Here is a 22,281-nt window from a genome sequence, read left to right as displayed (position 1 = left end):
GGCTTGCCGAGGGGCCGGGCCCAGGAGGTAGGGGTATCCCCACCCCCAAGACGCCGATCCGCACCATGGGTTCGGGGCCGCCGTACGGCCAGTGTGGAGGTATGACGAGCAGAGCGGAAAGGACGGTCCCCACCATGGCGTACGGCTTCCCGCCCGAGGAGCGCGAGCACCGGCTTCCCCTGGCGCTGCGGGCACCCTTCGAGGCGCGTACCTGGCGGGAGCTGTGCTACCTGCTGCTGAACCTGCCGATGGGGATCATCGGCTTCACCTGGACCGTCACCATGCTGTCGCTCGGCGCCGGGCTGCTGATCACCTTCATCGGACTGCCGGTGCTGGTGCTCGCGCTGGGCGGCTGCCGGGTGGTCGGCCGCGTGGAGCGGGCCCGGGCGCGCTCACTGCTGTGGATGGAGATCGACGAGCCGGGTCCCGTACGGACCAAGCGCCGCGGCTTCCTGTCGAAGGTCGGCGGCCAGCTCGGCAGCGGCGTCAACTGGCGGCACACGATCTACTGCCTGATCCACTTCCCGTGGGGCGTGTTCACCTTCTCGGTGGCGATCAGCTTCTTCGTCAACGGCTGGGTCTTCCTCACCTACCCGCTGTGGAAGTGGGTGTTCCCCGCCTACACCAGCCATGACGGCATTCAGGTGTACGGCAGCTCCGACCACCGGCACGACTGGTATCTGGACAGCCCGCTGGACCTGGCGATGTGCGCTGCCATCGGGCTGGTGCTGGTGCTGCTCACCCCGTGGCTGGTGCGGGGCATGGCCCATGTGGACCGGCTGCTGGTGTCCGGGCTGCTCGGGCCGTCGCGGCTGGACAGCCGGGTCACCGAGCTGGAGTCGGACCGCGGGGTCGTGGTCGACACGGCGGCGGCGGACCTGCGGCGGATCGAACGGGACCTGCACGACGGCGCCCAGGCCCGGCTGGTCGCGCTCGCCATGGACCTCGGCCTGGCCAAGGAGAAGCTGCTGGAGGACCCCACAGTGGGCGCGGCGATGGTCGAGGAGGCGCACGGCGAGGTGAAGATCGCGCTCCAGGAGCTGCGCGACCTGGCCCGCGGCATCCACCCGGCGATCCTCACCGACCGCGGGCTCGGCCCGGCGCTCTCGGCGGTGGCCGCGCGGTGCACGGTGCCGGTGACCGTGTCGGTGGAGCTGCTGGCCCGGCCGGTGCCGGCTATCGAGGGGATCGCGTACTTCACGGTCTCCGAGCTGCTGCAGAACATCAGCAAGCACAGCGGCGCCTCACGGGCGGGGGTCGATGTGTGGCAGGTGGAGGACCGGCTGCTCCTTCATGTCACGGACAACGGGCGCGGCGGCGCGTCGGTGGCGGCGGGATCGGGGCTGGCCGGGCTGGCCGAACGGCTCGACTCCGTCGACGGGGTGCTCGTCGTGGACTCGCCGGTGGGCGGGCCCACCCGGATCACGGCCGAGCTGCCGTGGCGGGCCTAAGGACGGGTGTACGGACGGGCGTACGGACGGGCGTACGGACGGGTGCGGGGTCGGGCGTCAAATCCTCGCGGCCGCCCGGACCGGACGCGCGCGCCTCGGGCGGCGTCCTCACCCCCGTCCTCACCCCACCGCCAGGAGCGTCTTGCCCACATTGCGGCCCGCCTGAAGGGACTCGTGGGCCTCGCGGGCGGAGGTGAGCGGGAGTTCGGCGGTGATGTCGAGGGAGATCGTGCCGGACGCGAGCAGCGAGAGGGCGGCCAGCGCGTGGGCCCGGACGGTCGCGGGGCTGCGGCGGCCCAGGTCGCCGATGTTGTAGCCGGTCAGGGAGCGGTTCTGCCTCCAGAACGGGAGCACAGGCAGCGTCAGGTCGGGGTGCCGGGCCGCTTCGCCGTAGACCGTCAGACGGCCGAAGGGCGCCAGGACCTCCAGGCTGGCCAGCCGGGTGGGGCCGCCGATCGGGTCGAGCACCACGTCCACCTCGGGCACGTGGTCCACGAAGGCGTCCCGCAGATGCACCGCGTCGTAGCCGAAGCGCTTGGCGTACGTGGCCTTCGTCGACGAGCCCACCGTGCCGTACACCGCGGCCGCGCCCAGCGCCCGGGCGATCTGGGCGGCCACCGAGCCGACCCCGCCGGCCGCCGCGTGGATCAGCACCGAGTCCCCCGCGACCAGCCGCGCCGCGCCCGCGAGGACGCCGTACGCCGTGGTCAGCACCAGCGCCGCGCCGCCGCCGTCGCGCAGCGAGATCCCGTCCAGCGGGAAGGAGAAGTCGGCGGGCGCGACCGCGTACTCCGCGTAACCGCCGCCGTCGGGGAGATAGGCGGCGACCGGGTCGCCGACGGCCAGCCCGGTGACGCCGGGCCCGAGCGCGGCGATCTCGCCGGAGACCTCATGGCCCGGTACGGCGGTCCCGCGCGGAGCCCCGAAGTCGCCGAGGCGGTGCTGCACCTCGCCGTAGTTCACCCCCGCGTAGGCGACGCGGATCAGCACCTGACCTGGGCCGGGCTCGGGTACCGGAAGCTCCACGGTCCTGAGCACTTCAGGGCCACCGTTGATGTCGAAACCGACCGCGCGCACACGCACTCCTCTCCCCTGCGGACCGCCGGATCGCGGCCTCCGCATTTTGCCGGGCGCAACCTTGCCCACCGAAACCGTATTCCCCATTCCCCCGCTGATGCTGGGATGCTGGAGGAGTCAGTCGGAAATGGGGGCGGAAAAGGGTGGAGGACAGGGTGCGGGTGGTCATCGCCGAGGACTCGGTACTGCTTCGGGAGGGCCTGACCCGGTTGCTCACCGACCGCGGCCATGACGTGGTGGCGGGTGTGGGCGACGCCGTGGGGCTGATCAAGGCGGTACGCGACCTCGCCGACCAGGGCGCGCCGCCCGATGTCGTGGTCGCCGATGTCCGGATGCCCCCGACGCACACCGACGAAGGGGTCCGCGCGGCCGTCCAGCTGCGCCGCGACCACCCGGGCGTGGGGGTGCTCGTACTGTCGCAGTACGTGGAGGAGCAGTACGCGACCGAGCTGCTGGCAGGCAGCACCCGCGGGGTGGGCTACCTCCTCAAGGACCGGGTGGCCGACGTCCGCGAGTTCGTGGACGCGGTGGTCCGGGTCGCCGAGGGCGGCACCGCGCTGGACCCCGAGGTGGTCGCGCAGCTACTGGGCCGCAGCCGAAAGCAGGACGTGCTGGCCGGGCTGACCCCGCGCGAGCGGGAGGTGCTGGGCCTGATGGCCGAGGGCCGGACGAACTCCGCGGTCGCCAAGCAGCTCGTGGTCAGCGACGGCGCCGTCGAGAAGCACGTCAGCAACATCTTCCTGAAGCTGGGCCTGGCGCCGAGTGACGGAGATCACCGCCGGGTGCTCGCGGTGCTCACGTACCTGAACTCGTAACTGTTTTCAGCCTGTCGCGCCGCGGCGGGGCCGATCGTCGGCACGCCGTCGTCCCCCTTTCCTTCCAGATAGCGGGACGTACGGGGAAGGTGACCCTTACCGACGTACGATGCAGGGTGAGCCGCCGCCTCGAAGGAGGTCCGTTTCAGTGACCAGCCAGGTCAGTCCCCTCACCGAGGGACAACCGCCCGTCGCCGCACAGGTGCTCGGCGAACAGCGCAAACCGGCCAAGGAGACCAAGCGTCTCGATCGGGTGATCATCCGGTTTGCCGGGGATTCCGGTGACGGGATGCAGCTCACCGGTGACCGCTTCACCTCGGAGACCGCGTCGTTCGGCAACGACCTGTCGACCCTGCCGAACTTCCCCGCCGAGATCCGCGCCCCCGCAGGCACCCTCCCCGGCGTGTCCTCCTTCCAGCTCCACTTCGCCGACCACGACATCCTCACCCCCGGCGACGCACCCAACGTCCTCGTCGCGATGAACCCCGCCGCCCTCAAAGCCAACCTCCACGACCTCCCCCGCGGCGCCGAGATCATCGTCAACACCGACGAGTTCACCAAACGCGCCATGACCAAAGTCGGCTACACCGCCAGCCCCCTGGACGACGGGTCCCTGGAGGCGTACTCCGTCCACCCCGTGCCGCTGACGACACTGACACTGGAAGCCCTCAAGGACAGCGGACTGGCCCGAAAAGACGCCGAACGCGCCAAGAACATGTTCGCCCTCGGCCTGCTCTCCTGGATGTACCACCGCCCCACCGACGGCACCGAAGCCTTCCTCCGCAAAAAATTCGCGAAGAAACCCGACATCGCCGAAGCGAACATCCTCGCCTACCGCGCCGGGTGGAACTTCGGCGAGACCACCGAGGACTTCGCCGTCTCCTACGAAGTCCAGCCCGCCACCAGCGCCTTCCCCGCCGGCACGTACCGCAACATCTCCGGGAACCTCGCCCTGTCCTACGGCCTCATCGCCGCCTCCACCCAGAGCGAACTGCCGCTGTATCTCGGCTCGTACCCGATCACCCCGGCCTCCGACATCCTCCACGAACTCAGCCGCCACAAGAACTTCGGCGTCAGAACGTTCCAGGCCGAGGACGAGATCGCCGCCATCGGCGCAGCCCTCGGAGCCGCCTTCGGCGGCGCCCTGGCCGTCACCACCACCTCCGGCCCCGGCGTCGCACTCAAATCCGAGACCATCGGCCTGGCCGTGTCCCTGGAGCTGCCGCTGCTGATCATCGACATCCAGCGCGGCGGCCCCTCCACCGGCCTGCCCACCAAAACCGAACAGGCCGACCTCCTCCAGGCCATGTACGGACGCAACGGCGAAGCCCCCGTCCCCATCATCGCCCCCGCAACCCCCGCCGACTGCTTCACCGCAGCGCTGGAGGCCGCCCGCATCGCCCTGGCCTACCGCACGCCGGTCTTCCTGCTCTCCGACGGCTACCTCGCCAACGGCTCCGAACCCTGGCGCATCCCCGAAGTAGCCGAACTCCCCGACCTGCGGGTGCAGTTCGCCACGACGCTGAACCACACCGAGGCGGACGGCAGCGAAACCTTCTGGCCCTACCTCCGCGACCCCGAGACCCTCGCCCGGCCCTGGGCCGTGCCCGGCACCCCCGGCCTGGAACACCGCATCGGCGGGATCGAGAAACAGGACGGCACCGGCAACATCAGCTACGACCCCGCCAACCACGACCTCATGGTCCGCACCCGCCAGGCCAAAATCGACAACATCAAAGTCCCCGACCTTGAAGTCGACGATCCCGGTGGGGAGGCCCGCACGCTGGTGCTCGGGTGGGGCTCGACCTACGGGCCGATCACCGCAGCCGTCCGCCGTATCCGCGCAGAAGGCGGCCACGTCGCCCAGGCACACCTGCGCCACCTCAACCCCTTCCCCGCCAACCTCGGCAACATCCTGGCCGCCTACGACCGCGTCCTCGTCCCCGAAATGAACCTCGGCCAGCTCGCCCACCTCATCCGGGCCAGATACCTGATCGACGCCCACTCATACACACAAGTCACCGGACTGCCCTTCAAAGCCGAACAACTGGCCCGGGCCATCACGGAACTGAGCCCCGAGGGGAGTGCGCATGTCTGAGGCACTGGCACTCGTGCCCAAAGCCGAGGCCAAACAGAGCATGAAGGACTTCAAGTCCGACCAGGAAGTCCGCTGGTGCCCCGGATGCGGCGACTACGCCATCCTCGCGGCCGTCCAGTCCTTCATGCCCGAACTGGGACTGGCCAAGGAAAACGTCGTGTTCATCTCGGGGATCGGGTGCTCGTCCCGTTTTCCCTACTACATGAACACCTACGGCATGCACTCCATCCACGGCCGCGCCCCCGCCATCGCCACCGGCCTCGCCACCTCACGCCGCGATCTGAGTGTGTGGGTCGTGACGGGAGACGGCGACGCCCTGTCCATCGGCGGCAATCATCTGATCCACGCCCTGCGGCGGAACGTCAACCTCAAGATCCTGCTCTTCAACAACCGGATCTACGGACTGACCAAAGGCCAGTACAGCCCCACCTCCGAAATCGGCAAAATCACCAAATCGACACCGATGGGCTCACTGGACGCACCCTTCAACCCGGTGTCGCTGGCGATCGGCGCGGAGGCGTCCTTCGTGGCCCGCACGCTGGACTCGGACCGCAAGCACCTCCAGTCCGTGCTGCGCGCGGCCGCCGCCCACCAGGGCACGGCACTGGTGGAGATCTACCAGAACTGCAACATCTTCAACGACGGCGCCTTCGACGCGCTGAAGGAGAAGGAGACCGCGCAGGAGGCCCTGATCCGCCTTGAGCACGGGCAGCCGATCCGCTTCGGCGCGCCCGCCGAGGACGGTCTGGGCAGCAAGGGCGTGGTACGCGACCCGGCCACCGGTGACCTGCGGGTGATCGATGTGACGGTCGAGGGCACGGCCGGGGTGCTGGTGCACGACGCGCACGCCTCCTCGCCGACGGCCGCGTTCGCGCTGTCCCGGCTGGCCGACCCGGACACCCTGCACCACACGCCGATCGGGGTGCTGCGGGACGTCGACCGGCCGGTCTACGACACGGACATGGCCGAGCAGTTGGAGCAGGCCGTGGTCCGGCAGGGCAAGGGCGACCTGTCGACGATGCTCGCCGGCAGCGACACCTGGACGGTCGTCTGACCGCGTCTCCGTGGGTGCCGTACGACGACCGACGCCCGGCCCGGGTCAGCCCCGGCCGGGCGTCGTCGTGTGCGGCGACCGGCCGCCCGTACGCGCTCAGGCCGTACGGCCTCGGGCGGCAGCCACGCTCAGGCCGTACGGGCGCGCCCCTCGTCGTACTCCCGCTGGGCCGCCGCTATCTCCGTGACGTGGGCCTCGGTCCACCGGGCGAGCGCCTGTACCCGGCCCGCGGCCTGTTCGCCGAGCGGGGTCAGGTCGTAGTCCACGTGCGGCGGGATGACCGGGCGCGCCCGGCGCCGTACGAAACCGTCCCGTTCCAGGGTGCGCAGCGTCTGGGTGAGCATCTTCTCGCTCACCCCGCCGATCCGCCGCCGCAGTTCGCCGAACCGCAGGGTGCCGTCGAGCAGTTCGCACAGCACCAGGACACCCCAGGTGCTGGTGACATGCTCAAGAACGGCCCGCTCAGGGCAGATTACCTTCATGTATGTACCCTACTTCAAAGTGGGTACTTTCCAGAAGTTAGCGCCAGGGTTACGGTGATCATGCGCGCGCCGGACAACGGCGCGATGATCCTCGTCACGGGAGTGAACACCATGAGCATCGTCGTCACCGGAGCCACCGGGCACCTGGGCCGCCTCGTCGTCGCGGACCTGCTCGCCCGCGGGGTCGCGGCCGGGGAGATCGCCGCCGTCGTACGGGACGCGGACAAGGCCGCCGACCTCGCCGCGCAGGGCGTCCAGGTGCGGGTCGCCGACTACGACCTGCCGGAGACCGTCAAGGACGCCTTCCGGGCCGGCGACCGGGTGCTGCTGATCTCGGGCAACGAGGTCGGCCGGCGCATCCCGCAGCACACCGCGGTGGTGGACGCGGCGGCCGAGGCGGGCGTGGCACTGCTCGCGTACACCGGGGTGCTCGGCGGCCCGGAGGCCGACTTCGCGCTGGCCGACGAGCACAAGGCCACCGAGGCGTACATCCTCGACTCGAAGCTGCCGTACGTCTTCCTGCGCAACGGCTGGTACACCGAGGTCTACACCGCCAACATCACCGCGGTCCTGGAGCACGGCGCCGTGATCGGCAACGCGGGGGACGGCCGGATCGCCTCGGCCGCCCGCGCCGACTACGCGGCCGCCGCGGCCGTCGTCCTGGCGGGCGAGGGCCACGAGAACACGGTGTACGAGCTGAGCGGCGACACGGCCTGGAGCCTGGCCGACTACGCGGCGGTGATCGCGGAGCTGAGCGGCCGCGAGATCACGTACCAGAACGTCTCCGCCGAGCAGCGCAAGGAGATCCTGGTCAGCGTGGGGGTGCCGGAGGACTTCGCCGCGGTCCTGGTGGACGTGGACCGGGCGATCGAGCGCGGGCTGCTGGCCGCCACCAGCGGCGACCTGGCCCGGCTGATCGGCCGGCCGACCACGCCGCTGCGCGAGACCGTGGCCGCCGCGCTCCAGGCCTGATCCGGCGCTCTCCCACGGGCTGTCATGACCGTTGTGTGGAACGGGCATGACAGCCCAGGCGTCTCCCCGGTACCGTCTGAGAGCCGCGCGCGGACGCACGGCGGGGAGGTCGGCATGGGCGAGCAGCGCGCGGGACTGGTCTACGGCTTCGTGGCCTATGGCCTGTGGGGTCTCTTCCCGCTCTTCTGGCCGTTGCTCGAACCCGCCGGCGCGCTGGAGATCCTGGCCCATCGGATGGTGTGGTCGCTGGTGGTGGTCACCGTGATCCTGCTGGTGCTGCGGCGCTGGGCGTGGATCAGGGAACTGATACGCCGGCCCCGGCGGTTCGGACTGCTGGCGGTGGCGGCCGCCCTGGTCTCGGCGAACTGGGGCATGTACATCTGGGGCGTCAACTCCGGCCATGTGGTGGAGTGCGCGCTCGGCTACTTCATCAATCCGCTGGTCACCATCGCGCTGGGTGTCCTCGTCCTGCACGAGCGGCTGCGGCCGGTGCAGTGGGCGGCGGTCGGCATCGGCGCCATGGCCGTGGTCGTGCTGGCCATCGGTTACGGGCGGCTGCCGTGGATCGCGCTGAGCCTCGCCTTCTCCTTCGGTCTCTACGGGCTGGTGAAGAAGAAGGTCGCCATGGGCGGTCTGGAGTCGCTGGCGGCGGAGACCTCGGTGCAGTTCTTCCCCGCGCTGGCCTTTCTGCTGGTGCTGGGGCTGCGCGGGAATTCGACCTTCACCCACCACGGGCCCGGGCATGCCTCGCTGCTGGCCGCGTGCGGGCTGGTCACCGCGGTGCCGCTGATCTTCTTCGGCATGTCGGCGACCCGGCTGCCGCTGTCCACGATCGGGCTGATGCAGTATCTGACGCCGGTCTTCCAGTTCCTGATCGGCGTACTGCACTTCCACGAGGCAATGCCGGCGGAACGCTGGGCGGGCTTTCTGCTGGTGTGGGCCGCGCTCGTCATACTGGCCTGGGACGCGCTGCGGTCCGCCCAGCGCTCCCGGAGCGCCCTGACCCGCACGGCGGCCGCCCCGCCGGACACGCGGTCCGAGGGGGCAGGGCCTGCCGAGGCGGCCGGGCGGTCCGAGGGGGCCGTCGAGCCCGCCGAGCCGCCGGTCGGCGGGACCGCGCGTCCGGCCGAACTCTAGGCGCGGCCCGCGGTCAGCCGGCGGGTGATCGCGTCCAGCGCGGACTTCCAGTGCTCGCGCTGCCGGGCGCGCTCCTCCGCGTCGGCCAGCCGCTCCTGGTGGAAGCGCAGCACCGTGCCCGAGCCGGAGGGGGCCATCGCGACCTGGACGGTCGTGTCGTGGGTCCAGCCGGCCGGGCGCCAGGTGAGGCGTATCCGGTCCTGCGTCTGGTAACCGCGGATCTCGCCGCGGGTGCCGTCGGCCGTCTCGTACTCCTCGCCCTTCTCGGTGGGGAGGGCGACCTTCCCCAGCCACAGGGCCAGCCCCTCGGGGCCGACGAGGAAGTCCCAGACCTCGGCGGGCGACAGCGGCAGAATCCTGGACACGCCGATTTCCCAGCCCGCGTCTCGGGTCAGCCCGGTCGGTGCCATGACTCGCTCCCTTCACTCGGTGCCACGGGCGGTGACGGGGATCACCCGTCATGTCCCTCCATCATGGGACCCACCACTGACAACGCCGCCGCGGCCGACGGCGGACCCCACCCCCCTGGGGTATCACGCGGTGATGTCCCGGGAGGTGAACCGCGCCCACGCCGCGGAACCGAACACCGCCGCGTACACCGCCTGAAGGCCCAGGTTCCTGCCGATACCGCCCCACTGCACGGGGTCACGCAGGATGTCGGCGAAGCTCAGCCAGTAGTGCGGGAAGAGATACGGCTGGACGACGTGCAACTGCGGGATGGTGTCCACGATCTGCACGGTGATCAGCAGCCCGACCGTGGTGGCCATGGCGCCGATCCCGCTGTCGGTCAGCGTGGAGACGAACAGTCCGAGGGCACCGACGCCGATCAGCGAGGCCGCGACGAGCACCGCGATCAGCAGCGCCCGCAGCAGGCCGGCGGAGAGCGGGATCGTGGTCCCCGACAAGGTGGTGACCCGGCCGACCGGGAAGAGCGCGGCGCCGACGACCAGCGCGGAGACGGCCACCACCAGCGTGGCGGCCAGACAGAAGACCAGTACGGAGGCGTACTTGGCGAGCAGCAGCCGGGTGCGGCCTGCCGGGGCGACCAGCAGATAGCGCAGGGTGCCGCCGCCTGCCTCGCCGGCCACCGAGTCCCCCGCCACCACGCCGATCGCCATCGGCAGGAAGAACGGCAAGGTCGCGGCGAGCGCGGCGAAGGTCAGGAACAGGCCGTTGTTGCTGACCTGTTCGATGAACGCGGGCCCGTCCCCGTTGCCGCCCCGGCCGGCCGAGCCGCCGCCGCGGGTCTCGATCCGCACCGCGATCCCGACCAGCAGCGGCACCCCGGCGAGCACGGCGAACAGCGCGAGGGTCCGCCACCGCCGGAAGACGGTCACCAGTTCGGAGCGGAACAGCCCCAGCGACCACAGCAGCCGGGGGGCGCGTACGGCGACGGGCGGGTTCGGGCCGCCGCGGTCCTGGTCAGCGTGGTCCTGGTCGCCGCCGTCCTCGGGCACGGCCCGGGCGCCGGGCTCCTCCGCCGTCGTACCCCCCGTCGTACCCGCCTTCGTACCCGCCGTCTCAGCCCGCGACATCGAAACCCTCTCCGGTCAGGGCCACGAACGCGTCCTCCAGCGAGGCCCGTTCGAGGCCGAAGCCGCGTACCCGCACGCCGGCCGCGACCAGGGCCGCGTTCAGTTCGGCGAGGTCCGGCGGGTCGGCGGGCAGTTCGCCCGTGACCCGCCGCTCGTCGGTGACGAGGTCCGCGACGCCGTGTTCCCCGAGCACCCGGGCCGCTTCGGACAGGTCGGGGGTGGTCACCGCGAGCCGCCCCCGGGCGCCCGCGGACAGCTCCGCGACCGGCCCCTGCGTGATCAGCCGGCCGCGGGCCATCACGGCGGCGTGGGTGCAGACCTGCTCGATCTCGTCCAGCAGGTGCGAGGACAGAAAGACCGTGATGCCGTCCCCGGCCAGCTCCCTGACCAGCGAACGGATCTCCCGCATGCCCTGCGGGTCGAGGCCGTTGGTCGGCTCGTCGAGCACCAGCAGCTCACGCGGCTGGAGCAGCGCCGAGGCCAGCCCGAGCCGCTGCTTCATGCCCAGCGAGTACGCCTTGGCCTTCTTCCCGGCCGCCGCCGTCAGCCCGACCCGGTCGAGGGCCGCGCCGACCCTGGCCTTGCGGGTACGGGGGTCAGCGGTCGGGTCGGCCGCGTCGTACCGCAGCAGGTTGTCCCGGCCGGACAGGAAGCCGTACAGCGCGGGGCCCTCGATCAGGGCGCCCACCTTGGGCAGTACGGTCCTGGCGGCGCGGGGCATCGGGCGGTCCAGCACCCGGGCGGTGCCCGCGGTGGGCTCGATCAGGCCCATCAGCATCCGGATGGTGGTGGTCTTCCCCGAACCGTTGGGCCCCAGGAAGCCGAACACGCTGCCGCGCGGCACCCGCAGATCGATGCCGGCCACGGCGAGCGTGCCCCGGTACTGCTTGGCGAGCCCGCGGGTCTCGATCACCACGTCGCCCCGCGGTGCCGCGGCGGGTGACTGTCCCATCGCACTCCCTCGCAACTCTCCCCTGCCTCGCGCACGGCTCCCCGCCGCGCCGCGCTACCGTCCCGCGTCGGCCGCGTCCGTCAGCGCGGACTGGGTGACCGCGCCGACGTAGAGCGTGCCCTTGTCGGTCAGCAGCGCGTTCACCAACCGGGTGTGGAAGAGCGTGCCGGTGCCGAAGGAGCCGCTGACCTGCTTGCCGAAGCTGTTGAGCAGGGAGTCGGCGCCGCCGCCCTTGCCGTTCTTCTCCGCGCCGGACGGCAGCCCGCCCGGAGCCTTGACGACGACGATCGAGTCCCAGCCCTGGCCGATGACCCGCGGCTGGGCGGCCGCGTCGCCCGCGAGGCCCTTCGGCCCCTTGGTGACGACGTCGCTGTCCAGGCCCTTCTGACCCTTGGTCACCACGTCACTGTCGAAACCCTTCGGACCCTTGGTGACGACATCGCTGTCCACGCCCTTCTGACCCTTGGTGACGACGCCCTCCGTCACCTTGACGCCCTTCGGCGGGGTGAAGGTGAAGGTGCTCGCGGACGGCTTGGCGAAGCTGACCCGGGTGAAGCCGATGTCGAAGACCGCCTTGCCGCCGTCCCTCGGGGTCAGGGTGAACTTCAGCGGCACGCCCGTCTTCGCGTCCACCGCGATCCGGATCGCCCCGACCGTGGTCGCGTCGGCGTGCTGCGGGCGGATCAGCAGCTGATACGCGCTGTGGCCGGCCACCCGGGCGGTGCCGTCCACGGTGATCGAGGCCGTGCCGTCGGCCGCCTTGAGTACCTGCCGGGCCGCGGCGGCCGGGGTGGTCGGGAAGTCCTCGGGCAGCTCGCGCTGCCGGTCGGCGCTTTCCGCCGCGGGCAGGGTCTCGTGGTACGCCTGGTCGGACGCGCTGTCGTACGCCCACAGCTGTGTGCCGTTGTGGATCAGGCTGTACTCGGCGGCGGGCTCGATGATCGAGACCTTCTGCCGGTCGGGTCCGTCGGCCGCGACATGGAGCTGGTGGCTGCCCGCGAGCAGTTGGGTGAGCTGTGCCTGCGGCGCCGCGGGCGAGGTCTTCCCGCCGCCAGGACCGCCGCCGTCGGAGGCCCCCGCGCCCCCGAACAGGCCGCTCGCCGCGCCGCTAGACAGCCCCGCCGGCAGCCCGAGGTCCGTGGTGATCCGCACCGAGCCGTCCACCGTTTGACTGTCGGACGCGGCGATCTTCGTCAGCAGCTGCTCCGCCGTGATCGAGGGCAGCGAGGGGTCGCCCGCGTCGGCGAGCGCGGGGACGAGGCTGATGGTCGCGGCGGCCACGCCCGCCACGGCGACGGGCACGGCATAGCGCGCGAGCCGGCGGCCGCGCGGCCCTCCCGCGCCGGGACCCGGCGCCTCTCCCCCGTCGAGCCCGGGCTCGTCGTACTGTGCCGGTTCGATCCGTGCCATGGGATGTCCACCTCCGTTGAGAGCGGCGGTCGGTTGCCTCGCACTCGCCCCACTTCCCAGGCCATTGTCGCCCGGTCCGCCGTGAAGTGGTGTTCCCCATCCCATCAAACCGGCCAACCGGACACATCAGCCGACGGACGCAACCTCGTGTACTCCCGGGGGATGACGTACCCCGAGGCGTCACCCGGGAAGGATCAGGGGCCGAGCGGGAACCCGCACCCCGAACAGCCGCGCCCCGAACAGCCGCGCGCGGAGCGACCGCGCGAGGAGCAGCGCGCGCGGAGGCCGTACGGGACCGGCCCCCGAACGGCTCAGCCCGCCCGGTGGACCACCGCGTCGCACAGCGCGGCCAGCGCGTGCTTGGCCGGGTTGTCCGGCAGCGGGGCGAGCGCGGTCCTGGCCTCGTCGGCGTAGCGCACGGTGTCGCGGCGGGCCTGCTCAAGGGCCGGGTGGGAGCGCAGCAGCTCCAGCGCCTCGGCGTGCAGCCGGTCGTCGGTGAGGTCGCCGTCGAGCAGTTCGACGAGCCGCCGGTCGACGGCCGAGACCATGCCACCGGCCTGCGCGTACCAGCGCCGTACGTGCAGGACCGGCAGGGTCGGGATGCCCTCGCGCAGGTCGGTGCCGGGGGTCTTGCCGGACTCGTGGCTGTCGCTGGCGATGTCCAGGACGTCGTCGGCGAGCTGGAAGGCGGCGCCGATCCGCTCCCCGTACTGGGTGAGGACGTCCACCACGGACTCCTCGGCGCCGGACATCATCGCGCCGAACCGCCCGGACACGGCCATCAGCGAGCTGGTCTTGCCCGCGATGACCTCCAGGTAGTGGTCGAGGGGGTCGCGGCCGTCGCGCGGGCCGACGGTCTCCATGATCTGACCGGTGACCAGGCGTTCGAAGGCCTCGGCCTGGACGCGTACGGCCTCGGGTCCCAGGTCGGCCAGGATGTGCGAGGCGCGGGAGAAGAGGAAGTCGCCGGTGAGGACGGCCACCGAGTTGCCCCAGCGGGAGTTGGCGCTCGGCACTCCGCGGCGGACATCGGCCTCGTCCATGACGTCGTCGTGGTAGAGCGTGGCCAGGTGGGTCAGCTCCACGACGACGGCGGCCGGCACCACGCCGGGCGCGTGCGGGTCGCCGAACTGTGCCCCGAGCATCACGAGCATGGGCCGGAAGCGCTTGCCCCCTGCCTGGAGGAGGTGTCTGGCGGTGTCCGTGATGAAGGGGACGTCGCTCTTGGTGGCCTCCAGCAGGCCCTCCTCGACGGCCGCGAGACCGGCCTGGACGTCCGCATCAAGGGTCTCGTCCCACACGCTCAGCCCGAAGGGCCCGACGACGGTCACGAGGGGTACTCCTGTCGCTGATCTGACATCTGGCGGTCTGAGCTTCGGCGGGGTCCGCGGCTTTTCCCTTACTGCTTACACCGGCAGAGTAGCCGGTCGGGTCTGGATCACCGCCGGGGCATGGCCCTGTACCGGGCCGTAGGCGATCACCGCACATATAATCCGTAATGACTGAATTGATGCCATATGCCCCACCCAAAAGGATGATGCGGAGGAGGAAGGGAATGAACGGCTGATTTCGAATGCTTGACCGAGATGCGTTCACCGCTACGCACGCCCGTCCGGCCCCTCGTCCAACTACACTCGCGACAGCAGCATGTGACATGTCCTCGCTTCGGGTGATTCCCGACATGAAGAGAGAGGAGGTGGATCGATGGCAACCGACCTTGGAGACCTCACAAAGGACCTCAAGGAAGACGAAGCGGAAGCCCACGTGCGCGGGGTGTGCTTCAAGACCGGTCCGCCCGCACGCACCGGGGTGGAGCTGGAGTGGCTGGTCGAAGACCGCTCCGACGCGCGAACACTGATATCAGTCGACCGGCTGGACGCGGCACTCGCGCCGGTCGAGGCCCCCGGGGCGCTCCCCCGGGGCAGCAGACTCACCCGTGAACCGGGTGGCCAGGTGGAGCTGAGCTCCCCGCCCGCGCCCACCCTCGCCGCTTGCGTCGAGGCGATGGCCGCCGATCTGGCCGTACTGCGGCAGGCCCTGGACAGCGCCGGACTCGTTCTCGTCGGCCGAGGGCTCGATCCCTACCGTGAACCGCCCCGCGTGCTCGACCATCCCCGCTACCGGGCGATGGAGGACTACTTCGACCGCGAGGGCCCCTGGGGCCGTACGATGATGCGCCGTACGGCGTCCCTCCAGATCAATCTGGACTCCGGCGACGACTCGGACGACGTGTCCGGCTACCGCCGCCGCTGGGAGCTGGCCCACCGGCTCGGCCCCGTACTCGTCGCGGCCTTCGCCAACTCCCCCTTCCAGAGCGGCCGTCCGACCGGTTGGGTCTCCACCCGGCAGGCCAACTGGTCCCTGATGGACCCCGGCCGCACCTCCCCGCCGCCGCACTCCGCCGACCCCCGTACGGCATGGGCCCGCTACGCGCTGGACGCCCGGGTGCTGTGCGTACGGCCCGACGGCGGTGACGCGGCCGGCCCGCCGGGCGACCCCGCGGCCGACTGGTCCGCGCCGCCGGGGCTGACCTTCCGCGGCTGGCTGCGCGGGGTCCAGGGGCTGCGGCCGCCGACCCTCGGCGACCTGGACTACCACCTCAGTACGCTCTTCCCGCCGGTCCGCCCGCGCGGCTGGCTGGAGCTGCGGATGATCGACGCCCAGGACGGCGACGGCTGGATCGTCCCGACCGTCCTGGCGGCCACCCTGCTGGACGACCCGGTGGCCGCCCGCACGGCCTACGCCGCGACCGCGCCCCTCTGCCAGGGCGGGCATCCGCTGCCCTCCCCGCAGATGTGGCGCCGCGCGGCCAGGCTCGGCCCTGCCGCCCCCGAGCTGGCCAAGGCGGCCCGCATCTGCTTCGCCGCGGCCGAGAACGCGCTGGCGCGCTCCGGCGCGCCCGAGGCCCTGCGCAGGGCCGTCTCCGACTTCGCCGAGCACTATCCAGAGCGAGGCCGATGTCCCGCCCACGACCAGTCCGACGCGCTCAGCCGCGCCTGACCTTCCGGAAGGCTTGTCGTGACAGACCCCCGCACCACGTACGACAGCACTGCCCGAAGCAGCATCACCCCTGACCCATCCGCAACTTCCACCCCTCGTTCACCTTCGGACCCGTCCGCGCGCGCCCTCGCCGCTCTGGAGACCGCCCGGCGCCGGACCCTCGCGCTCACCGACGCCGTGACCGACGCCGATCTCACCGCGCAGCACTCCCCGCTGATGTCCCCCCTGGTCTGGGACCTGGCCCACATCGGCAACCAGGAGGAGCTGTGGCTGGTCCGGGAGGCCGGCGGCCGCCCCGGACTGCGCCCCGACCTCGACCACCTCTACGACGCCTTCCAGCACCCGCGCGCCGACCGTCCCGCGCTGCCGCTGCTCGGCCCCGCCGACGCCCGCGCGTACGTCGCCGCCGTCCGGGCCGAGACGCTCGACGTGCTCGCGACGGCCGACACCGGCCAGGACAACCCCGAGCGGCTGCTCGCCGGGGCCTTCGTCTTCGGGATGCTCGCCCAGCACGAGCAGCAGCACGACGAGACGATGCTCGCCACCCACCAGCTGCGCCAGGGCCCTCCCGTACTGGACGCGCCCGCCCCACCACGGGCCGAGGGCGCCGCCGCGCTGCCGCGTGAAGTCCTCGTCCCCGGCGGTCCGTTCACCATGGGCACCAGCACCGATCCGTGGGCGCTGGACAACGAACTGCCCGCGCACACCGTCGACGTACCCGCCTTCTGGCTGGACACCGTGCCGGTCACCAACGCCGCCTACCAGGAGTTCATCGCCGCGGGCGGCTACCGCGACCCGAAGTGGTGGACGCCCGAGGGCTGGCGCCACGTCCAGGAGGCGGGCCTTGAGGCGCCGCTGTTCTGGTCCCGGGACGGCGGCGGCAGCGGCGACTGGGTCCGGCGGCGGTTCGGCCACGTCGAGCCCGTCCCCGGCGACGAGCCCGTGGTCCACGTGTGCTGGTACGAGGCCGACGCCTACGCCCGCTGGGCCGGCCGGCGGCTGCCGACCGAGGCCGAGTGGGAGAAGGCCGCCCGCCACGACCCCGCGACCGGCCGTTCCCGCCGCTACCCGTGGGGCGACGCCGACCCGGGACCCGAGCACGCCAATCTCGGCCAGCGCCATCTGCGGCCCGCGCCCGCGGGCGCCTATCCGGCAGGCGCGGCCCCCAGCGGCGCCCGGCAGCTCGTCGGCGACGTCTGGGAGTGGACGTCCTCGGACTTCTCCCCCTACCCGGGCTTCGCCGTCTTCCCCTACAAGGAGTACTCGGAGGTCTTCTTCGGGCCCGACTACAAGGTGCTGCGCGGCGGCGCCTTCGGAGTGGACCCGGTCGCCGCGCGCGGTACGTTCCGCAACTGGGACTACCCCATCAGGCGGCAGATCTTCTCCGGCTTCCGCACCGCGCGCGACACGGCCCCAGGGGAGGCCGGCTGATGTGCCGTCATCTCGCTTACGTGGGGCCGCCGGTCCCGCTGGCGCGGCTGCTCACCGAGCCCGAGCGCGGGCTGTACGAGCAGTCGTGGCGGCCGCGGCGGCAGCGGTACGGGACGGTGAACGCGGACGGGTTCGGCTTCGGCTGGTACCCGGTCGGCGCCGGGGCTCCGGCCGATGCCGGGGGTCCGGTCGGCGCCGGGTCTCCGGCCGGCGTAGGGGGTCCCGCCGGGGACGACGTCGGCTTTCCGCAGCCCGCCCGCTACCGGCGGGCCGTCCCCTTCTGGGCGGACGCGAACGTCCCGGATCTGGTCCGTACGATCCGCAGCGGCGCCGTACTCGCCGCCGTGCGCTCGGCCACCGAGGGCACCACGCAGGACGAGAGCGCGGCGGCGCCCTTCCGGGACGGGCGCTGGCTGTTCAGTCACAACGGCGCCGTCGCCGACTGGACCCGGCTGCCCACCCCGGGGCTGTCCTCGGCCGAAGTGCTCGCGGCCGAGGCGCGCAGCGACTCGGCGCTGCTGTGGGCGATGGTCGCGGGCCGGCTGCGGCGGGGCGAGGCGCCGGGCGGGGCGCTGGCCGCGGTGGTCCGGGAGGTCGCCGCGGCCCGCCCCACCGCCCGGCTCAACTTCCTTCTCACCGACGGCCGTACGGTCGCCGCCACGGCCTGGGGGGACACGCTCTGGTACCGGGCCGGGCCCGGGGCCGTACTGGTCGCCTCCGAGCCGGACGACGCGGCGGCACTGCCGTTCCCGTACGACCGGCCGGGCGAGGCGCCGGAGGGCGCGTACGACCGGCTGGGGGGAACGTACGGGCAGTGGCGCGAGGTGCCCGACCACTCGCTGCTGCTGGCCACCACCGGGGGCGTACGGCTCGTGCCGCTGCGCCCGCCGGTACCGCCGCGATCCCCCCGCACCCCAGGCAAGGAGCCGCTTCCCATGTCCGAGAGCCGCTTCACCCTCGACGACCGGCTGCCCGCCGGTTACTTCACCGACACCCTCCACGCCGATGTCCGCGGCGGCCTCGGCTCGGCTCCGCGCACGCTGCCGCCGAAGTGGTTCTACGACAAGCGCGGCAGCGAGCTGTTCGAGCGGATCACCGAACTGCCCGAGTACTACCCGACGCGGGCCGAGCACGAGATCCTGACCCGCCGGGCGCCCGAGATCGCCGCGCTGACCCGGGCGAGCACCCTGATCGAGCTGGGCTCGGGGTCCTCCCGCAAGACGCGGCTGCTGCTGGACGCGCTGACGGCGGGCGGCTCGCTCCGGCGGTACGCGCCGCTGGACGTGAGCGCGTCCGCGCTGGAGGAGGCGGGCCGGGCGATCTGCCGCGACTACCCCGAGCTGCGGGTGACCGCGACCGTCGCCGACTTCGAGTCCGGCATCGAGCTGTCCGACGAGCCCGGGCCGCGGGTGCTCGCCTTCCTCGGCAGCACCATCGGCAACTTCGACACCGTTCAGCGGCAGGTCTTCTACCGCACCCTGTCACTCACCCTGAGCAGCGACGACGTGCTGCTGCTCGGCGCGGACCTGGTCAAGGACCCGGACGTCCTGGTCCGCGCCTACGACGACGCGGAGGGGATCACGGCCGAGTTCAACAGAAACGTCCTGCATGTCCTCAACCACGAACTCGGCGCGGACTTCGCACCCGACGCCTACGAGCACGTCGCCCTGTGGAACGCGGACGAGGAGCGCATCGAGATGCGGCTGCGCGCCCGCGCCCCGCAGACCGTCAAGATCCCCGATCTCGATCTGTCGCTCGACATCGCGGCGGGCGAGGATCTGCGCACGGAGCTGTCCTGCAAGTTCCGGCGGGACGCGCTGACGGCGGAGCTGAAGGAGGGGGGCTTCACGGTCCGCCACTGGTGGACCGACTCCGCCTCACGCTTCGCCCTGCTCCTGGCGGTCCCCAACTAGCGGGGGCCCTTCGGCCTGGGGATACGGGAACCGTTCGCCGCAGGCGAGGCGGTTCCCCGCCCCAGCCGGGCGGCTCGCCCCCAAGGTCTGGGGCACTGGCAGCGGCGGTCGGCCCCACCACATATGGGGCCGGCCGCCACCTCTGTCCACTACCCAGCCGCCAGGCAGCGGGCGGGTCAGGAGCCGACGCTGCCCCATCCCGGCGCTCGGCACACGATGCCTCCCCTGGCGCGTCTGCTGCCGGAGATCCCCCGCTCCGCCCACCCCAGGTGATGTCCTCCGACTGGGGCGCCGCCTCCGGCCTGCCGTTCCTGCCCTCCTTGCGCTACGGCCGCAGCATCCTGGCCCCCGCCCACTGGCGCCCGCACCCGGCTGACCTGCCTGGTTCCACGGCGCCACCGGGCGACTGGGGGTAGGGCCCTGGACACAATGCGCGAACGACGGCGCCTTCCTTGCAGCATCGCGGTCGGCTCCGGTGACCAGCGCCCTCGCCTGGTCCGCACGCCACACGACGGCGCAGGAGGCGATCGACCGATGACGGTACTGAATGCCGTGCAGCAGACTGCCGGCCGCAGGCATGGCCGACCGGATCGCCGACGCCCTGACCGTGCCACCACCGTCGGAGCATGGCGACGACTACAGCTCGGGCAGCTCCCGCCGGCGCGACCAGTCACTGTCCAGGGGCGCCGCGGGCGCCGCCGTCCTGGCCTATCTCGTACGGCTGACCGATCCGGTGGCGGCCGCCGAGTGGTTGGCCTCTGAAGTGTGCGGCCCTGCTCAGGGCCTCGGCAGAGGGAGGTCGGGCATCTGTGGGTGGCGCAGGTGCTGCCCGCCGTCGTCGAGGTGCAGCCGAAACGTCTCCGGGCCCGGTCGCCCCGCCGCGTCGTAGGCACTCAAGACCGTTTCGATGCGGTCCCACAGCTTGACCGGGCCGCCTTGTCGTACCTGCCAGGTGCCGTCGCTTGGGGTGAGGGTGGCGGCGGATCCGGTGATGACGTCGACGAGGTGCACCACCTCGCCGACCGTGGTCATCTGTGCGTTCGGTGACGCGCTTTGGGCGAGGAACCGCAGATGGAAGGCTTCCTCTGTGGCGGCGGTGATCCGCTCCGGGCTGTGCTTCGACTTGCGACCGGTCTCGGGGAGGCCGGCGGCCCAGTGGGCGGGGTTCCCGAACGCCGGGGCGGCATGCGTGCGCGCGGACATGAAGGAGACGGTGCCGCTCAGCAGTGGTCCTTCAGCAGTGCCGTCGCCCCCGACGGTCAGCAGGACTCGGGCGAATCCGTAGAGCCAGCCGCTGAGGGTCAGCAAGATCTTCCCTCCGGGCCGGGTCTGGGAGATGAGGGCCGGAGGGACGGCGCGGAAGGAGCACGCGGCCACGATCCGGTCAAAGGGTGTCTCGGGCCAGTACCCGTACAGCCCGTCGGCGACAGCGAGCGTGGGGGTATAGCCCAGGCCGAACAGTGCGTTCGCCGCCGTCCCCAGGCGGTGCGGGTCCACCTCGATGCTCGTGAGGTTGGCGGAACCGAGGCGTTCGCACGCGAGCGCGGTGGAGTAGCCGGTCCCGGTGCCGATCTCCAGCACCGTGTTCCCCTCGGTGATATCCGCGTCCGCCCACATCCGCAGCACGAGCGACGGCAGGGTGGACGACGAGGTCGGGGCCCCGCCGTGTCGGACGGTCGGCTGCTTCCAGTCCACTTCGGCGCCGTCGAACTGGGTGATCAGCGTGGTGTCGGAGTATGCGGCAGCCAGCCACCGGCCGTAGTCGAGCTCGGCGGTGACCGGCTCCCACACGGTCATCCCCTGCCCGTCACGCTCGTTGGCGGGCAGGTAGAAGCCCGGCACGAACCGGTGCCGGGGCACCGTCTCGACCGCCTGGTGCCAAGCCGGATCGGCGAGAACGCCATCCGTGGCGAGGGACTTCGTCATGGCCTCGCGCAGGCGGGCCGCGTCGGTCTCAAGGTCGGCGGGCATGGTCATGGGCCGTCGCTTCCTTTTTGCTCAGGATGTCGGCGAACGCCTCGGTGATGGCCGGGGCTTCGGGCAGCCAGCCCCATTGCCCGTTCGGATTGCATTCGATGGCCGTCCAGGATTCGGGCAGCCGTTCGTCTCCGGTGAGGGCGAAGTCGAAACAGCCGAAGGCCAGGCCGAACGAGGCCAGGTAGCTGTGCAGCGCGGCCTCGATCGGCGCCGGGACGCCGACCGGTGTGTGGATGAGGTTGTTCCAGTCGCCTCGGCGCCAGTCCAGGGCGCTGTCCGGCGCCTCAATCCGGCTGGCGAACGCCTGCCGCCCGACCACGGTGACCCGTGCGTCGCCGGTCTTGGGGACCTCGGCCTGGAACAAGTGCGGCATCACGGTGAGCGAGTCGTCGAAGGTGTCCGGATCGACGCGCTGGGCCCAGATCGCTCCGGCGTGCCCGTCCTCACCTGCGGGCAGGCCGCGGAACGGTTTGTAGATGATGCGGCCGTGCTCAGCGGCGAACTTCCGCGCCTGCTCGGCGTCGTTGGTGACCAGCGTCGCCGGGATGATGAGACCGAGTTCGGCGAAGCGTCGCAGTTGGGCGGGCTTGAAGTCCGCGCGGCTGACGGCGGCCGGGTGGTTCACGTGCCGCGCGCCGCGCAGGCTGTGCAGGATGCCGCTGAGGCCGTGTCGCGCCTCGGTGGTAGCGAAGTCGCGCTGCTGGGCGGGCAGGTGTGCGAACCGGGCGGAGTACGGAGTGGGGCGGCGGTAGTACACCGCCGCCACCTCCCCCAGTTCCACCTCGCGGCTTGTCGTACGCAGCCGCCCGCCCCATGCCCGTACCCCGGCGCCGATTCGGGCGCCGAAGCTCAGTCCGGGCCCGATATCGGCCGGGTCGACCCGGGCAACGGGCACGTCGCGCTTGTTGAGTGCGGCGATGACCAGGTCTGCGGTGACGTCCTCCAGGGACGTGACGACCAGAACGAGGGGAGCCACT

General features: G+C 71.8%; 19 protein-coding genes and 1 pseudogene. 11 read left to right on the top strand and 9 right to left on the bottom strand.

Annotated elements, in window-relative coordinates; all coding sequences use genetic code 11:
- Positions 1-101 precede the first annotated feature (101 nt).
- Positions 102-1,451: a sensor histidine kinase gene (locus OHA30_RS21230; protein WP_328915440.1), complete on the top strand. Its 1,350-nt coding sequence runs from the start codon at positions 102-104 to the stop codon at positions 1,449-1,451.
- A 120-nt stretch (positions 1,452-1,571) separates the two neighbouring features.
- On the opposite strand, the gene OHA30_RS21225 is transcribed toward OHA30_RS21230, so the two are convergent.
- Entirely contained in the window at positions 1,572-2,528 is a 957-nt protein-coding gene (locus tag OHA30_RS21225; RefSeq protein ID WP_328915439.1) for a quinone oxidoreductase family protein, read from the bottom strand.
- Positions 2,529-2,683: 155 nt separating this feature from the next.
- Here OHA30_RS21225 and OHA30_RS21220 point away from each other — a divergent pair, with 155 nt between their 5' ends.
- The 3 genes from OHA30_RS21220 to OHA30_RS21210 all read left to right on the top strand — a co-directional run bounded on the left by OHA30_RS21220 (position 2,684) and on the right by OHA30_RS21210 (position 6,495).
- The gene (locus tag OHA30_RS21220; RefSeq protein WP_328917938.1) at positions 2,684-3,343 is read left to right on the top strand and encodes a response regulator transcription factor; all 660 of its coding nucleotides are present in this window, start codon (positions 2,684-2,686) and stop codon (positions 3,341-3,343) included.
- Positions 3,344-3,491: 148 nt separating this feature from the next.
- On the top strand, positions 3,492-5,441 hold the full coding sequence (locus tag OHA30_RS21215; RefSeq protein ID WP_405785484.1) for a 2-oxoacid:acceptor oxidoreductase subunit alpha: 1,950 nt from the start codon (positions 3,492-3,494) through the stop codon (positions 5,439-5,441).
- The gene (locus OHA30_RS21210) at positions 5,434-6,495 is read left to right on the top strand and encodes a 2-oxoacid:ferredoxin oxidoreductase subunit beta (protein ID WP_328915438.1); all 1,062 of its coding nucleotides are present in this window, start codon (positions 5,434-5,436) and stop codon (positions 6,493-6,495) included. The genes OHA30_RS21215 and OHA30_RS21210 overlap by 8 nt, the downstream gene beginning before the upstream one ends.
- Positions 6,496-6,623: 128 nt before the next feature.
- Here OHA30_RS21210 and OHA30_RS21205 read toward each other — a convergent pair whose 3' ends face one another.
- Positions 6,624-6,977 carry a winged helix-turn-helix transcriptional regulator gene (locus OHA30_RS21205; protein ID WP_328915437.1) on the bottom strand — a complete coding sequence of 118 codons (354 nt, stop codon included), beginning with the start codon at positions 6,975-6,977 and terminating at the stop codon, positions 6,624-6,626.
- A gap of 111 nt (positions 6,978-7,088) precedes the next feature.
- Here OHA30_RS21205 and OHA30_RS21200 point away from each other — a divergent pair, with 111 nt between their 5' ends.
- Both OHA30_RS21200 and rarD read left to right on the top strand, forming a co-directional pair.
- Positions 7,089-7,949 (top strand): SDR family oxidoreductase, encoded by an 861-nt coding sequence (locus OHA30_RS21200; RefSeq protein ID WP_328917936.1) that lies wholly within the window; start codon positions 7,089-7,091, stop codon positions 7,947-7,949.
- 114 nt (positions 7,950-8,063) lie between these two features.
- Positions 8,064-9,086: an EamA family transporter RarD gene (gene rarD, locus OHA30_RS21195; protein WP_328915436.1), complete on the top strand. Its 1,023-nt coding sequence runs from the start codon at positions 8,064-8,066 to the stop codon at positions 9,084-9,086.
- On the opposite strand, the gene OHA30_RS21190 is transcribed toward rarD, so the two are convergent.
- The 5 genes from OHA30_RS21190 to OHA30_RS21170 form a co-directional block, all read right to left on the bottom strand.
- A complete protein-coding gene (locus OHA30_RS21190; RefSeq protein ID WP_328915435.1) occupies positions 9,083-9,496 on the bottom strand; it encodes an SRPBCC family protein in 414 nt (137 codons plus the stop codon). The two genes, rarD and OHA30_RS21190, sit on opposite strands and share 4 nt — an antisense overlap.
- Before the next feature lie 123 nt (positions 9,497-9,619).
- Positions 9,620-10,621 (bottom strand): ABC transporter permease, encoded by a 1,002-nt coding sequence (locus OHA30_RS21185; RefSeq protein WP_328915434.1) that lies wholly within the window; start codon positions 10,619-10,621, stop codon positions 9,620-9,622.
- A complete protein-coding gene (locus OHA30_RS21180; protein ID WP_328915433.1) occupies positions 10,608-11,573 on the bottom strand; it encodes an ABC transporter ATP-binding protein in 966 nt (321 codons plus the stop codon). The genes OHA30_RS21185 and OHA30_RS21180 overlap by 14 nt, the downstream gene beginning before the upstream one ends.
- A 54-nt stretch (positions 11,574-11,627) precedes the next feature.
- Entirely contained in the window at positions 11,628-12,983 is a 1,356-nt protein-coding gene (locus OHA30_RS21175; RefSeq protein WP_328915432.1) for a LolA family protein, read from the bottom strand.
- A gap of 311 nt (positions 12,984-13,294) precedes the next feature.
- Positions 13,295-14,314 (bottom strand): polyprenyl synthetase family protein, encoded by a 1,020-nt coding sequence (locus OHA30_RS21170; protein WP_328915431.1) that lies wholly within the window; start codon positions 14,312-14,314, stop codon positions 13,295-13,297.
- Between the two features lie 373 nt (positions 14,315-14,687).
- On the opposite strand from OHA30_RS21170, the gene egtA reads away from it, so the two are divergent.
- From egtA to OHA30_RS34070, 5 genes and pseudogenes are all read left to right on the top strand, one after another.
- Complete coding sequence (gene egtA / locus OHA30_RS21165; protein ID WP_328915430.1) at positions 14,688-15,983, top strand: ergothioneine biosynthesis glutamate--cysteine ligase EgtA; 1,296 nt, start codon at positions 14,688-14,690, stop codon at positions 15,981-15,983.
- A gap of 63 nt (positions 15,984-16,046) precedes the next feature.
- Positions 16,047-17,414: an ergothioneine biosynthesis protein EgtB gene (gene egtB / locus OHA30_RS21160; RefSeq protein WP_328917935.1), complete on the top strand. Its 1,368-nt coding sequence runs from the start codon at positions 16,047-16,049 to the stop codon at positions 17,412-17,414.
- A pseudogene (locus OHA30_RS21155) lies at positions 17,414-18,022 on the top strand (hypothetical protein); the annotation flags it as partial. The gene egtB and the pseudogene OHA30_RS21155, both read left to right, overlap by 1 nt.
- A 327-nt stretch (positions 18,023-18,349) precedes the next feature.
- The gene (egtD, locus tag OHA30_RS21150; protein ID WP_328917934.1) at positions 18,350-19,327 is read left to right on the top strand and encodes an L-histidine N(alpha)-methyltransferase; all 978 of its coding nucleotides are present in this window, start codon (positions 18,350-18,352) and stop codon (positions 19,325-19,327) included.
- A gap of 272 nt (positions 19,328-19,599) precedes the next feature.
- Positions 19,600-19,743 carry a lantibiotic dehydratase gene (locus OHA30_RS34070; RefSeq protein WP_405785489.1) on the top strand — a complete coding sequence of 48 codons (144 nt, stop codon included), beginning with the start codon at positions 19,600-19,602 and terminating at the stop codon, positions 19,741-19,743.
- A gap of 361 nt (positions 19,744-20,104) precedes the next feature.
- Here OHA30_RS34070 and tgmC read toward each other — a convergent pair whose 3' ends face one another.
- Both tgmC and tgmB read right to left on the bottom strand, forming a co-directional pair.
- Positions 20,105-21,304: an ATP-grasp peptide maturase system methyltransferase gene (gene tgmC, locus OHA30_RS21145; RefSeq protein ID WP_328915429.1), complete on the bottom strand. Its 1,200-nt coding sequence runs from the start codon at positions 21,302-21,304 to the stop codon at positions 20,105-20,107.
- Positions 21,282-22,280: an ATP-grasp ribosomal peptide maturase gene (tgmB, locus tag OHA30_RS21140; RefSeq protein ID WP_328915428.1), complete on the bottom strand. Its 999-nt coding sequence runs from the start codon at positions 22,278-22,280 to the stop codon at positions 21,282-21,284. Before tgmB ends, tgmC begins: the two co-directional genes overlap by 23 nt.
- Position 22,281: the final 1 nt, after the last annotated feature.

Source organism: Streptomyces sp. NBC_00223, assembly GCF_036199905.1.
Classification (GTDB): domain Bacteria; phylum Actinomycetota; class Actinomycetes; order Streptomycetales; family Streptomycetaceae; genus Actinacidiphila.
Note: the sequence above shows the minus strand (reverse complement) of the source record. Positions and strands in the feature narration are given on the sequence as shown.